Consider the following 12,212-nt stretch of genomic DNA (forward strand, 5'->3'; position numbering starts at 1 on the left):
GGCACCATGTGCCGCTCTCCGGCCATGAGAGTGGCGTCGATGTGTGAGCACCAGCTCACTCCATTGCATGAGCACTCGACATCGCCGTCGAGAGGAACCGAGATGTAGTGGTGGACGCCTTGCTCGCTCATGCTGGAGCATCTGAAAACGACGCCCTCGGCTGTTACGATCGCGCCCGCCATCAGGTCTCTGTGCCCCCCGGTTGAGCGTCCTGGGCTCCATAGGATCCCAGCCTTTCAGAAATATCCGAGTTCATCAGCTGGGCGGACTCCTTGGCAGCTGAGGTCTCATCCTCAAGTCGTTCCGCGCGACGGCGGTTCTCCCGCACGTCAACGAATAGTAGCAACACCCACGCTAGCACCAGGACGGCGAGCGCGGCCTGCAGGCCGACGGTCAGTCGCTGATACATTTCGCCATCGTACCCACCATAGATAGACGAGAAGGCGCCCGCTACGACGGCTGCCAGCAGAACGGGCAGACGATCGGCTGCGAGCTGACCAGGGCTGCGCACCGCTGGGGCATTTACCTCGCGATGCTGGTGCCCATTGCCGGCGTTGAACAGGAACACAGGCCGCTCTGGATGGACGCTTACACCAGTCTCGACGTACAGCGAGTACAGACGGTCCCCGGTGCGCACTTCGGCTGGAAATCGTCGCACGATTTCACCAGCGTCGCCGGTGTCCCATACCATCGAGATTCTCTCCATGGTCGCGGAGCCAATCCCCGCCTGCAGAAGAGGTCCTTTGCCTTGGTCGACACCGGCCACGACCCCGGCCCGCAGGCGGTACGTATTGTGACGCCTGGGTATGATTTTGTCGTTCATCTTAATGTTCAGTTCCCTGTCAGGCTGCCGCCCGTGCCATTTCCTTCACTGGCGAAAAGCTCCGCCTGTGATGATCGGTAAAACCATGAGACCTGAGTCCGTCCTGATGCTTTTTCGTGCCGTACCCCTTGTTGGAGGCCCAGTCGTAGTGGGGGAACTCCATTGCAAGATCGGTCATCAAGGCGTCGCGGACTGTTTTGGCGACGATGGATGCGGCAGCGACCGTCGGGCAGTAACCGTCGAGGCCGTCGTGCGTGATCACGTTGTATCCCCTCTGACCGATGCCTGGGTCGAGCGGTCCGTCCACGAGGACAATCTTGGGGCGTAGCGGCAAGTTGCCGAAGGCTCGGCGCATCGCGAGGAAGGTCGCTTCAAGGATGTTGTAGCGATCGATCTCCTCGACCGTAGCGATCCCGATCCCGACGTGAGCGCAGCTCATAATCTGGGGGTACAACGTCTCGCGGCGCTTCGCGCTGAGCTTTTTTGAGTCGTTGATACCCAGGGGGAGGTCCCTGGTGCGGAAGGAGACTGCGGCGGCATAAACCGGACCAGCGATGCAGCCACGGCCAACCTCATCGATGCCACAGATTATCTCATCCGTTCCGCGGCAGCAGGGCACTGACGGATGGTAGTCCATATGCTTGAGCGGTTTTGCCATGATGACCTTTTAGGATGGGGGTTCGATGCGCGCAAATTCACGCACCGGCACGTAAGACCTCGTGTAGCTTTTCGGCCGTCTTCTTGCCGATACCGTCGATCTCGGCGAGGCGCTCGACGGTAGCTCGGGCTATGCCGGCGACGGAGCCGAACCTCTTCAGAAGCGCCGTGGATCGGGCGGGAGAAATACCAGGGATCGTTTCGAGCATCACTTTGGCGATCTCGATTGGACCTGCGCCTTTGAGGCGGACTGGTTCGAGGTCGAACTTGTTTCCAACGCCGAAGAAGTGATCTCTGATCGAAGTGACGATAGCATATACGGTGTGGGCCTGGTCGATCGTCTCGACGATGGGCATACGCATTCCGAAGACCAGCCTGCTCTGCATTGCCGCCAGCTTCGTGATCGGCAGGGACCGAGAGCCGAACACCCCTCCTTCAATGATGAAGCAGCAGGGGGAACCGTGCTCGCTGAGAGCACGGACCTGAGTGGTCATCCGTCCATCCTGGAGGGAGGCCACCAGGTCTGAGGATGTCTTTCGCTCGAACAGCAACTCGCGCGAGCCGTGGCGAGCTCGAAAATCTCCGATCGGCAGTCTGCTGCGGATCACGTGCAGGTTTGGCACTCCCGTTAGGCGGGTGAGCAGCCAATCGTTTTCCCGGTCATCGATCTCAAGCGTCACGGCCTCGGGCAGTGGGGTAGAGAGGCGATCCGGGTGAAGTCGGTCGGTATCTTGAGTGCCGTACGGCCCCTTTTGCTGATACTTGGCTTCGCCACGATCCTGCGACGGCCTGCGTTGATGTTCCTTTCTCGAACGGTGCTGGCCCCCCTCAGCCGCATAACCGTGAGGTCTCTCGTGGCCCTCGCGCCGGGCGTGACGTCGGTCTTCGCGATGCGGCGGACCTTCTGAGGTTTCCGGGCGCGGCCGCCAGCGATCGTCGACATCGTGGCCTCCGCTACGGCGACGTACATGGCGGGGAGCGCGTTCTTCACGCACGATCCGCACAAGGGCAGCATAGGTTTCGGGCATTGGCTCGAAGATCATTCGGGCCAGATGGTCGGCAGCGTGGCGGCTAAGGCCGCCGTCCTTAGCCCCATTCCATGACGGAGCTCCCGCTTGGCCGGCGGAGGCATAGATGACGGGATATCCAGGGATCGAGACGTAGACGCGAGTTCGAACCTGAACGCCATCGGGAGAAGGAGGGGTGTAGACGCTGTAGGATATGTCGGAATGCTCGAAGGTGCAGTGCTCCGGCAGCTTCCGCCTCGCCTCGTCGATCTCGCGCTTGATCGTAGCCAGTTCGATGCTGTTCTTCTCGATATAGGCCCGCATTACGGATCCCAGAGGATCGACCGTAGGGCGAGCATACAGCCCGTTCTCGACCCGACGTATGAAGCCCTCCTTCACAAGGGCGTCGAGACCTGAAGCTACGTTTGGGCCGATCTTGCGGCGCAGTTCGCTGACGAGCGCGACATCCTGCCGCTTGAAGAACCGCCTGAGTTGGTCGGGAACTGTCTCCCGTTTTGCCTCTTTGACGATCCGGCGCGCCTCTTGTTCTTCGAGGCGCCTCGCACGGGCTTCCAGCGTTTTACGATTGACGGGCTTCGCCCCTGTCTGCTCGATCTTCGCCAGTACCCGCGGGTCGTCGGGGAGAACGCCTGGGAAGGTATAGATGCCCACTGCGGGGTTGCCGAGATCTCCCCGCGAGACCATTGGCTGAAGTGCTCGAGCGGCCTCTTCGCCCAACCGCCGCACGAGATCGGCCTTGGCGAAAACCCGAACGTCAGACGCATACATCCGTACCTTGTCCGTCGAAGTCATGCCCGACGGCATTGACCTGGTAGCGGGCCGGTCCAGAAGTGCTGTAGCCATTCGTATATTCCCCTTTCGTTCTCCTTCGGCCTTCCCCAATGCGTCGGCAGGGAACAGGCTCGGATAAAGGCTTGGCGCGCCACATCACAGGGCGTGCCCGCGAAATATGATCTTATCCGCCTATCCCAGTGCTATCCTGCTTTTGTTGTTACAATCTTTCGCGATAAGGGCAAACAGGAATACGTAAGATCCTACCCGCGACAACTCGAGGGTGGCGCCTGAACCGGCGGAAAGCCTGCCCAAAGCCTGGTCGCCCAGCCTAAAGTTCGTGCTTTCGAGTATAAAATCGCGAGCTCAGTATCCGCTGTCTCACGGGAGAGCTTTGGCTGCAAAAGTGATGTCTTCAAGTTTGAGCTGGCCGGTCCCAGCGACCGAGTTCGCCGCGCGAACCAGCCGGGCAGCTGTCAGAGCCCGAAAGCCGGGCGTTTCTCAGGCTTTGACCTGCAACGTCACCCTCGACGCGCAACCGAGAATGTTACCTTTTCGATCGCTGGCGTAAGCCTCAGCGACAGCTGATGTAGTGGGATGAAATCGGACTGTGAACGTCACTGCCTCGGTATTTTCGTCGATTCCCTGACAGCCCCGTTTAAGATAGACCGTTCGAGTCCACTCGTCACCAGGAACTGTTCGTGCCCACCCGTCGGCCCCACCGAGAAGGGCGTCGTTGCCAAAGTCATAGTCTTGGAGGGCAAGATTAGCAGCGTTCTCGCGAAGCCTGTCCAACATAGTTCCTCCTATTGATATTGCTGCGCACGTGTCATTTGTCCGACGCCGGCCCTTACCAGCTAGCGCGCAGCCCGAAACGAACTATTCTGGAATCGCTCGACCCCGTAGTGGCAAATGACTGCAGCAACGCGCATTGTGTCCATCGCCCTTATACCTTTGAGCCACGCTTCCATTTCCCGAGCCTTGGCCTTGTTTCCAGCGAACCGATGATCCGTCCGACCGAGAAGGGAGGTCACCATGTTCTGCTCGAGATCTTCGAAGTCCATGAGCAGGCCGGCGGCTAGGGCGATTACTGCGGCGACCCGCTCGCAAAGTGAGCTATGCTCGGTATGGAGAAGGCGCGTTCGTCGCTCGAAAAGGTCGTAGGCTTTGTTTTCGGGCGACGACCAGGCGGTAACGATGGCGTCCACCTTCGCGTGGAGCTTCCCCAGTCCGTCAAACTCGTTGACCAGGAGATAGTCGTGAGGCAGCGACTTGGTCTCAGAAACATGACTGTTGGCTGCTACAGCGCCGGGCGCGTCGACCAAAATGACGACGCCGCCACGATTATCTGTCCAATTGATTTCCACGGGGTATCGCGCGGACTCGTTCACCAACCTCTCAAAGTGAGAATGCCGACGCTCCCACATATCGAGGAAAAAGTGCGCATCGACGGCCCCCGTCTCACTGCTCGTCGTCCTGCCGAGCGCGTTGCGCAAATCGTACCCGACAGCCTGCAGAACTTTCCTGCCACTGAGCCACTCATAGCCAGGGATCGGCTCTGCCTTTCGCTCAGTCGTCAAACGAGCCACCGCATCGCTGCGCGAGCAGCCCATCCGCTCGAGCAGAGGAATGGCCATTGCCACCATCGGCTCATTGATGTGATCTCCGCCGTAGCCGTATCTTTCCCTCAGATAATTGGCGACCTCGGACTTACCGACCTGGCCAACGCCGGTTAGCGAGATGACCGGGGGCAGGACTATGTGCATCATAGGCTCTTCCAATAGATGGTTCGTTACCGAACGAGACGGGATCAAAGCCACGCACGAGGTCAGATCGACACCGGGGGGGGCATGTTTCCGGATGGGATGCCCGGCGATCCGCAGTACTGCGGGGGGCGCGGGGTAGCAACTCCGGTTTTGCGGAGTCGCTGCCCGGGAGGTGCTCTTTCGCGCGGAGGTCAAAGAACTGGGCGCTCGCCGATACAGACCCCTCCCGGACGCTGAGCACATCGAGCCGGATCCGGTGGCGGCTGTAGTTCAGGCGGTAGAACGCCGGCTTGTCACGCCCGATGCCGCGGATTCAAATTCCGTCGGTCGCTCAAAGCGTGATTGCAACCTCCTGAAGGTCGCTCTCGATCGTGATCTTGTAGTCCAGGCCGGTGTCGACGTTCATCTGCATGAGTTCGTCGTGCGTCAAATCCTCTTCGCTCGCAACGTTCTCGTACACGATCCACGGTTTGATTTCCGTGCCGTCCGGCAGGCGAAGGCACGTGATCGCGCCGGTGGGCGCCCGAACGATGAGGGTGTCCTCAGGTACGTTGATGTCCTCGGTGACGGTGACGCAAATGGTGGGCATGGTATTGGTCCTTCTTCGGGGCTGGGATTTCCTGCAGGGCCTGTAACTCAACGGGATAATACGCCGCATTACGAAGCCAGAGGCTGCAGTTTAGAATGATACCGGGGCGGCTTGGTTCAGCGACGCAGCATCATAGCTGAGTGTGGACAAAACTGGATGCGATGACCGTGTCATCGATCAGAACATCCTCGATGGCCATATCAACAATGTCATCGGGTAGAATACCCCGACTGGAGAGCAGAGTTGCAGCCTCGCTCAACGGCGGCGCTCCCGCGGGGCTGAAGACTTCGTGAACATCGTCTTCGTAGACGCCGCGAGCGTTGATGTTGTCCGCCATGATCTTCGGCGTTGTGGGCCCGCTATAGGTGCCGAGCGTGATTGAGAAACGAGCGTCAGCGATCGCTTCGCCGTTCGATGTCATGATAACGCTTCGGGTTTTCACCATCCAGCGGATATCGACTCGCTCAAGGACCAGCGCGCATGAAGGCATACAGGATTCTCTTTTGTTCGGGGTGGAGGGGAGCCAAGGATGACCCAGCGTGGTTTGGCACCCCGAGGCGGGCGCCGACGTCGTAGCTTGGGAAGCTGGGGGCTAAGACCCCGGTGTGGACAACTGCGCTTCGGCTGTCATTTCGATCCCTCATCAAGGGTCCTGTCTGTGCCAGCCTCTACCACTCTCATAGCGAGATCTGGTTGATCGTGAGCGCCCGTAGTTCACCAGTTCACCCTCACCTCCATCAGGCGTATCGGTGATAGACCGCGTTACGAACGCCGTGATAACTTCATCGAGCGGCGGACGACTCGGTTTGTCGGCAATGGGGATGCGGTTTTCATGTCCAGCACTCGAAGACCTGTTGTTGTAGCAGCGTTGCTCTTAGGCACGGCGAACCCGTTTTCGGCGATAGCCGGGCTCCCTCTTCAAGTCGTTCCTGCCAGTGCGCAAAGCTCGCCTCCCAAGATCGGGTCGAACGACGTGCTTGTCCTTGGGGAGAGCCACGGCACAGAGGAGGGGCCCCACGCCGCCCTTGCCACCGTACGCGCTCTGGCGAAGCAAGGACGTGTCTTAGTGGGGGTAGAATTATCCCCGGACACTGGCTCGCTATCCTGTGATCCGGGCAAAGCACCCGTTCCGGCAAGCTGGCGACTGGAAGCGGCGGACGGCCGGACGAGCGCAGCTCAGCACGCATTCATTTGCGCGCTGCGGCCCCTCGTCTCCTCCAAGCAGGTTGAATTGGTTTACCTAGACACTTCTCCGCGTTCGCGCGGGTTCGATCAGAGAGCTGCAGACCTGTTCGGTGAAGTGCTAGCCCGGAGGCCCGGTTATCGAGGCTTTGTCTTCATCGGCAACACGCATGCGCGCAATAAAGGAAAGTCGGTCGCCGCGTATTTGAGAGAGAAGGGGCTTGCCGTTACCTCCGCGACGCTGTCGAGCACCGACCCTTCAGGAAAGGCTTGGCAATGCGGCCCGGACGGTTGTGGAGACAAGCCGGTCCGATTGGCTTTTTGCCAGCCTACAGCCAGTGCGACGCAGCTGCTGTGGATCCAGGCGGCTGCCATTGACTGGGACTATTGCGCTTCGGTGCCCCGTCTGACCGCGTCGCCACCGCATGCAAGTCGCGTTAAAGAATAGCTAAGTAACGGCTTCTCTATTTACTTGACAGGGGCTTTCATCGACTTAGGCTTCTCGTGCTCCGGATGGGCCTGGAGCAATGAGAGGAGTGTATCCGTATGTCAGCCGATCAGGTTCGCATCCTCGGCCGTACGATGGCCACGGAACTCACCAGCGACGAGGTTAACTCCGTTGCCGGCAGTCTTTTGTCCTATACTGGCAACGGCGGCGGCGGGAGCAACCCTAGCTGGACGTACATGGGGATGAGCGGAAACGCCAAGATGTATGACGAAGACGATTGCAACGTTGATGAATCCTTCCCGTGATCCGCTAGGGTCGCCGGGAAATAACAAGGAGGTGCTTCGTGGCTAAAGTGCTTATTGTCGGAACGCCGAATGACTCTCACGTTGCAGCTGTGCGTACGGGTTTAGCACTCTTTGGAAGCACCTCCTATGTTTGGGCTCCCGGCGATCTGCCGGACTACGCATCTTCGTCTGTTCTGATTTCGGATGACGGAAAACTAGAAGCAGTAACCGTCAACCACGCAGACGAGTCCGTGTTAGCGAGCGACTTCGATCTGCTTTGGAATCGCCGCCGGGTGGCATCCAGGGCTCCGGAATTTGCCTCCGAGTATGACGTCAAAGTCATCGAAGAGGAATGCTCCAGCCATAACGAGGGAATGCTCTACATATTTTCGATGTTGATGCCGGCAGTCAATTGCCCGAAGGCGCAGCGGGTTGCCGACAGGAAGTCCGTGCAACTCCTGGTCGCAAACTCCGTCGGTTTGAAAACGCTGCCAACGCTATGTTCGAATGATCCGCGGTCAATCGAGCAGTTTTACGATCGCTTCGCACCTATTGTCGCGAAGCCCTATCGGCCTCACGGTTGGATCGCCGGTGACAGCACCTTGAATGAATTCACATTCGAGATGCCGCCGCCCGAGCAGTGGAACCCGAAAAGCATCGAGCTTTGCCCTATGATCTTTCAGAAGAAGGTCGAGCGCCTCTATGAGGTTCGAGTAATCGTTTTTGGCGACAACATCTTTGGAGCAAAAGTCGTAGGCAGTGAAGGTGCCACCGACTCAAGGCTCGAATCCATGTTAAGCCGGTTTTCTCTTGTCAAAGAGATTGAGGTTCCGGCGGAAGTGCGCGGTGCGTGCGTGGCCTACTTGGAGAGCATGGGCATCCGATACGGCGCGTTCGATTTCATTGTAGACGCGGACGAGGTTTGGCATTTTCTCGAGTGCAACGAAGCCGGCCAGTTTCTGTTTCTCGAAGAATTCGATCCTTCGATGAGGATTCTGGACGCTTTTTGCCGTTGGCTAATCGAGGTCGCCGGCGAGACGGTCCCCGCTGACGCTCCAACGCTATCGTTTAAGGAAGCGATCCATTCAGAGTTGGGGCAAAGGTTTGTCGCTGAGAGCCGTAGCCACAAGACCGTCCCACGGGACGTGGTCGAAGAGCGCGTGCCAGCGTAGCAGGTTGGTGGGTCTGGATCCCCCGCGTCTGGTCCCGGGTTACACTCCCAACGGTGGTTAGACCCTTATCCACCTCTATGGAGAAGTGGCGCCGGGCCCCGAGCCTAGGATCGTGGAGGGGAAGCTGGAAGAGGCTCGACAGCCTTCCATGCACTAAGCGCCTCGTCGTCGGTGTACTGGACAGGGAAGACGATCGGCATGCCGACTGCTGTGCAAAAGGCCTCCATAGCCTCGTCCATTTGTTTGGCGGCCTGCATGTGCTGAAACGTCACTCGCTGCCGGCCGTCACGTCCTACGGGCGCTGACGAACGGGCAGTTCGATCGCGCATGATGGCTCGCGCCATAGCGGCCGCCAGTTCCAGAGGATCGCTCACGAGCGGCACTTTCCAGCGGCGGAGACCACCGTCGCGATGTCGCCGGCTTCTGAGACGACAGCGTCTTCACCGTCGTACAAGGCCCATAACGGCTTCCGAGGGCCGCCGTCAGTCTGGGCGACGATGCACAAGGGGCCGTCCTTCTCGACAAAGCTCAGGCCGTCTTCCAGGTTTACACTCCAAACAGCTGGAGAAAGGCGAGCTTCTGCAAATAGGCAAGCATCGAGCGTTGTCTCGGCGTCGGCAATCGCTTCGTCTCCGGCTGCTTTCGCCGCGCCGACGTCGTCGTATGGGGTGGCGCCCGCCGCGCGCGTGTCGCTCAGCCAATATTTGCCGTGCTCGCGGGAAATTTGAAGCATCTCGCGTTCTTCGGTGAAGAAATCGACGAGGCTCATCTCAGGGAAGTGGCGGTAGAGGAACGCGCCAGCGTCATCCCATAGATCCATGGTGTTCATCGTATCATGCTCTCGTGCGGGTTTGAATCCGTCCCCCGGATTTGCTCGTGCGACCTCGGTTGCCCGGTTGGCTCAAGGGGCAGTTTCGTGGATCCTGAGCGCAGCAGCGCGCAAGGCGTCAGCATTGCTGTCGTAGACGGCCCAGTCTTCGCCATCCAGCTCGACAACATCGTATAGCCGCAGACCAGTTCCGATGACCTCGGTAACCAATGGCGGATTATCGGCGTCGATTTCTTCCGCAATTTCCCGTGCGGTACTGCCCGGTAAAGCGTGGAAGTATGAGATAGTGCCGTCGGAGGCGGGGATGGCGTACCATCGCCCCTCTTTGATCTGAAGCGTCTTCATGCTTGATCTCGTCAGCGATTGCTGATGGAGGTGATCTCGATCCCCATCTCGTCAGGACCAAGGGGATCGGGATTGCTGCCGAAGATCGCTTCGTAGGCGAGCTCGTGGAGCGGAAGTTCCATGTGGTGGTGGGGATCCACGTCGAAACCGGAGCGCGACATGCGATCCGCTGCGATCCGGCGCAAACGCTGTTCGTTGAGCACCCGCAGATTCACCACGAGCGTCACATTCTGTTCCTCGCCTTCGGCTCCTGCAGTTTCGCCAATGATGATGGCTTCACTCGACTGGATAGTGTCCATGGTCGGATTCCCTCAAGGATTGGCAGGCGCAGGCGGGGTGCCTGGCTGAGGGGGGCTCGCAGGCTGGCGGTCGATGAAGTCACGCCACACGAGAATAGAGGCAGCCATGACTGCGGGTCCGACGAACAGACCAAGCAAGCCGATTGTCTCGACGCCCCCAACGATGCCGATAAGCACCCACATGAAGGGCAGGCTGGTTGAGCCACCGATGAGCTGCGGGCGCACCCAGTGGTCCGCGACGAAGTTCAGGACGAACCCAAAGGCGCCGATCACGACCGCCGCAACGATCGCCCCCTTGATAAGGAGTAGTGTGAGAGCGACTAGCATCACGACCAGGAGGCCAAAGGGCACCATCGCGCCGATGCCGGTAAGGAGACCCAGCAGGATCGGGTGGGGTACGCCGGCGAAGGCGTAGGCGATGGCCATGATTACGCCTTGGGCCAAACCGACAAGCACAAGGCCGTCGATCGTACCGCGGACCGAAGCAAGGATCTGACCTCCGATGCGTTCTCCAGCCGGACCGAAGGCGCGCGTCGCGCCGAGGCGAAGCTGCTGAACCACCTCGTCACGATCACGAATGAGGAAGAAGAGCGTCGTCATGGAGAAGCCGAAGATGACCGCGCGGTGCATGACATTCTGGCCGACGACCTTGGTATGCGCGAGGATGGTGTCCGCGTTGAGGCGGCGCAGTTGCTCGGCCGCCCCCTCGGGCGTCGAAAGATGGGTCTGCCACCACACGATCGCACGTTCTGACGCCCAGGGAATGTGGGACAGCCACGCCGGGACGGGCACCCCATTCGCGGTAGTAGCTGCATACCATGCCGCTATGCCTCTTGCCTCGAGCAGAGCGCTCGTGAGGGCCATCGCGAGCGGAACCACAACTAGGAGGGCAACGGCGGCCGTGAGGATACCCGCGACTGTCGCATGATGGCCGGGAAGGCGACCCAGCATTTTTCGGCGTAGTGGGTCAACCGCCACCGCTACGACCCCAGCCCACAGGACTGCCGGGATGAAGGCGAAGCCGATCCAACCGGCGGCCAGGGCGAGGATGATAGCTAGTGCTATCCGCGCGGCCATTTGTCTACTTTCCATCAGCTGTTCTCTTTCCAGGCATTAATGGGCCGGTCGAAGGGTTAGTATTTCTGAAGCTCCGCGGCACCGGAGTGGTCCAGTCGTGAAACCGGATCGCAGCACGTTTCCATCCCATCCATGCGAGGATCTGGACCAGCGGATGTGCGACAAGGTTATGAAACGCCCAGGCGTGCGGCCTCCAACGCAATCGTAGACCTTCTACAGCGCTAGGCTTCAGGGCCATGATGGCCTCGATTGCATCGAAACCACGAGCGTCGTGCTCCTCACCGCTTTTCGTGACGATGCGTATCACACCGTGCTCGAGCTTAGATATGTCGAGGTAGTTTACATCGGTGAAGGGTATCAGAAAGCAGTCGGCTTTGAGGGCCAGAGGCGGCGCGGCATCTTTTAGGAAAGGCACCGGCGATCCAGTTCAAAAAGGTGGATTTCTTGCCAAACCTTACATCGCCTGGCGGTGGTCGTCTCGCCGGGGCACCCGGGGCGGGCTTGCCTATGCATGGTGAGACCGTTGAGAGGGACTAGCTGACCGTAGGCCGGCTACTGTCATGGCCATTGCCTCGTTCACGCCGGCGTTGGGCATGCTCCAGCCGATCGCGGCTTTGGTGGATACCGTCGGCTTCTCGCCGAGTGGGGAATTCAGAACGAAGCCGACCTTCTGGAGGAGCAATCGAGCCGCATCGATCGATAAGGTGAACTTCGGCACGCGCCAGTTCGACGCAACCCCCTCGACGTCGAGCGGGTATTTCGCCAGCGCGGAGCCGAACCACCTTCCCTGTACGATTTCTGCCGGCAACACTGGATCCGATCCCCGCGCTTGATACGGCTTGCCCAGGGACGATCCGATGATGAGCCACACGTAACAGTCGAGCAGCCGTGAGGGCGCGTGGGCAGCTTCGATCATGTCGGCCAGCGCGAGGCGCTCAGGGC

13 protein-coding genes and 1 tRNA gene are annotated in these 12,212 nt (G+C 59.6%); 3 read left to right on the plus strand and 11 right to left on the minus strand.

The window, feature by feature from the left end:
• Positions 1-181: 181 nt before the first annotated feature.
• From QP045_RS01205 to QP045_RS01220, 4 genes are all read right to left on the minus strand, one after another.
• On the minus strand, positions 182-823 hold the full coding sequence (locus QP045_RS01205) for a hypothetical protein (protein WP_422513125.1): 642 nt from the start codon (positions 821-823) through the stop codon (positions 182-184).
• Positions 824-842: 19 nt separating this feature from the next.
• A complete protein-coding gene (locus QP045_RS01210) occupies positions 843-1,481 on the minus strand; it encodes a ribonuclease HII (protein ID WP_422513126.1) in 639 nt (212 codons plus the stop codon).
• 37 nt (positions 1,482-1,518) lie between these two features.
• Positions 1,519-3,300: a helix-hairpin-helix domain-containing protein gene (locus QP045_RS01215; protein ID WP_422513127.1), complete on the minus strand. Its 1,782-nt coding sequence runs from the start codon at positions 3,298-3,300 to the stop codon at positions 1,519-1,521.
• A gap of 836 nt (positions 3,301-4,136) precedes the next feature.
• A complete protein-coding gene (locus tag QP045_RS01220; RefSeq protein WP_422513128.1) occupies positions 4,137-5,048 on the minus strand; it encodes a hypothetical protein in 912 nt (303 codons plus the stop codon).
• Between the two features lie 256 nt (positions 5,049-5,304).
• On the opposite strand from QP045_RS01220, the gene QP045_RS01225 reads away from it, so the two are divergent.
• Positions 5,305-5,377: transfer RNA gene (locus tag QP045_RS01225), tRNA-Asp, on the plus strand.
• Here QP045_RS01225 and QP045_RS01230 read toward each other — a convergent pair.
• Complete coding sequence (locus QP045_RS01230) at positions 5,377-5,634, minus strand: hypothetical protein (protein WP_422513129.1); 258 nt, start codon at positions 5,632-5,634, stop codon at positions 5,377-5,379. The two genes, QP045_RS01225 and QP045_RS01230, sit on opposite strands and share 1 nt — an antisense overlap.
• A gap of 130 nt (positions 5,635-5,764) precedes the next feature.
• A complete protein-coding gene (locus QP045_RS01235) occupies positions 5,765-6,079 on the minus strand; it encodes a hypothetical protein (protein ID WP_422513130.1) in 315 nt (104 codons plus the stop codon).
• Between the two features lie 1,283 nt (positions 6,080-7,362).
• On the opposite strand from QP045_RS01235, the gene QP045_RS01240 reads away from it, so the two are divergent.
• Both QP045_RS01240 and QP045_RS01245 read left to right on the plus strand, forming a co-directional pair.
• Positions 7,363-7,569, plus strand: coding sequence for a hypothetical protein (locus QP045_RS01240; RefSeq protein ID WP_422513131.1), 207 nt, complete (start codon positions 7,363-7,365; stop codon positions 7,567-7,569).
• 38 nt (positions 7,570-7,607) lie between these two features.
• The gene (locus QP045_RS01245) at positions 7,608-8,720 is read left to right on the plus strand and encodes a hypothetical protein (RefSeq protein WP_422513132.1); all 1,113 of its coding nucleotides are present in this window, start codon (positions 7,608-7,610) and stop codon (positions 8,718-8,720) included.
• Between the two features lie 370 nt (positions 8,721-9,090).
• Here QP045_RS01245 and QP045_RS01250 read toward each other — a convergent pair whose 3' ends face one another.
• From QP045_RS01250 to QP045_RS01270, 5 genes are all read right to left on the minus strand, one after another.
• A complete protein-coding gene (locus QP045_RS01250; protein WP_422513133.1) occupies positions 9,091-9,549 on the minus strand; it encodes a hypothetical protein in 459 nt (152 codons plus the stop codon).
• 72 nt (positions 9,550-9,621) lie between these two features.
• Positions 9,622-9,894, minus strand: a complete 273-nt coding sequence (locus tag QP045_RS01255) for a hypothetical protein (protein ID WP_422513134.1) — start codon at positions 9,892-9,894, stop codon at positions 9,622-9,624.
• 11 nt (positions 9,895-9,905) lie between these two features.
• Positions 9,906-10,193, minus strand: coding sequence for a hypothetical protein (locus QP045_RS01260; protein WP_422513135.1), 288 nt, complete (start codon positions 10,191-10,193; stop codon positions 9,906-9,908).
• A 12-nt stretch (positions 10,194-10,205) separates the two neighbouring features.
• On the minus strand, positions 10,206-11,285 hold the full coding sequence (locus QP045_RS01265) for an AI-2E family transporter (RefSeq protein ID WP_422513136.1): 1,080 nt from the start codon (positions 11,283-11,285) through the stop codon (positions 10,206-10,208).
• Between the two features lie 490 nt (positions 11,286-11,775).
• On the minus strand, positions 11,776-12,186 hold the full coding sequence (locus QP045_RS01270) for a hypothetical protein (RefSeq protein ID WP_422513137.1): 411 nt from the start codon (positions 12,184-12,186) through the stop codon (positions 11,776-11,778).
• Between the last annotated feature and the right edge of the window lie 26 nt (positions 12,187-12,212).

This window comes from Sphingomonas sp. 3-13AW (assembly GCF_049311085.1).
Classification (GTDB): Bacteria; Pseudomonadota; Alphaproteobacteria; order Sphingomonadales; family Sphingomonadaceae; genus Sphingomonas.

Coding starts and splice junctions, on each gene's coding strand:
- QP045_RS01240 (WP_422513131.1), top strand. CDS start 7,363: ATGTCAGCCGATCAGGTTCGCATCCTCGGCCGTACGATGGCCACGGAA.
- QP045_RS01210 (WP_422513126.1), bottom strand. CDS start 1,481: ATGGCAAAACCGCTCAAGCATATGGACTACCATCCGTCAGTGCCCTGC.
- QP045_RS01255 (WP_422513134.1), bottom strand. CDS start 9,894: ATGAAGACGCTTCAGATCAAAGAGGGGCGATGGTACGCCATCCCCGCC.
- QP045_RS01265 (WP_422513136.1), bottom strand. CDS start 11,285: ATGGAAAGTAGACAAATGGCCGCGCGGATAGCACTAGCTATCATCCTC.
- QP045_RS01230 (WP_422513129.1), bottom strand. CDS start 5,634: ATGCCCACCATTTGCGTCACCGTCACCGAGGACATCAACGTACCTGAG.
- QP045_RS01205 (WP_422513125.1), bottom strand. CDS start 823: ATGAACGACAAAATCATACCCAGGCGTCACAATACGTACCGCCTGCGG.
- QP045_RS01250 (WP_422513133.1), bottom strand. CDS start 9,549: ATGAACACCATGGATCTATGGGATGACGCTGGCGCGTTCCTCTACCGC.
- QP045_RS01215 (WP_422513127.1), bottom strand. CDS start 3,300: ATGACTTCGACGGACAAGGTACGGATGTATGCGTCTGACGTTCGGGTT.
- QP045_RS01235 (WP_422513130.1), bottom strand. CDS start 6,079: ATGGTGAAAACCCGAAGCGTTATCATGACATCGAACGGCGAAGCGATC.
- QP045_RS01220 (WP_422513128.1), bottom strand. CDS start 5,048: ATGATGCACATAGTCCTGCCCCCGGTCATCTCGCTAACCGGCGTTGGC.
- QP045_RS01270 (WP_422513137.1), bottom strand. CDS start 12,186: ATGATCGAAGCTGCCCACGCGCCCTCACGGCTGCTCGACTGTTACGTG.
- QP045_RS01260 (WP_422513135.1), bottom strand. CDS start 10,193: ATGGACACTATCCAGTCGAGTGAAGCCATCATCATTGGCGAAACTGCA.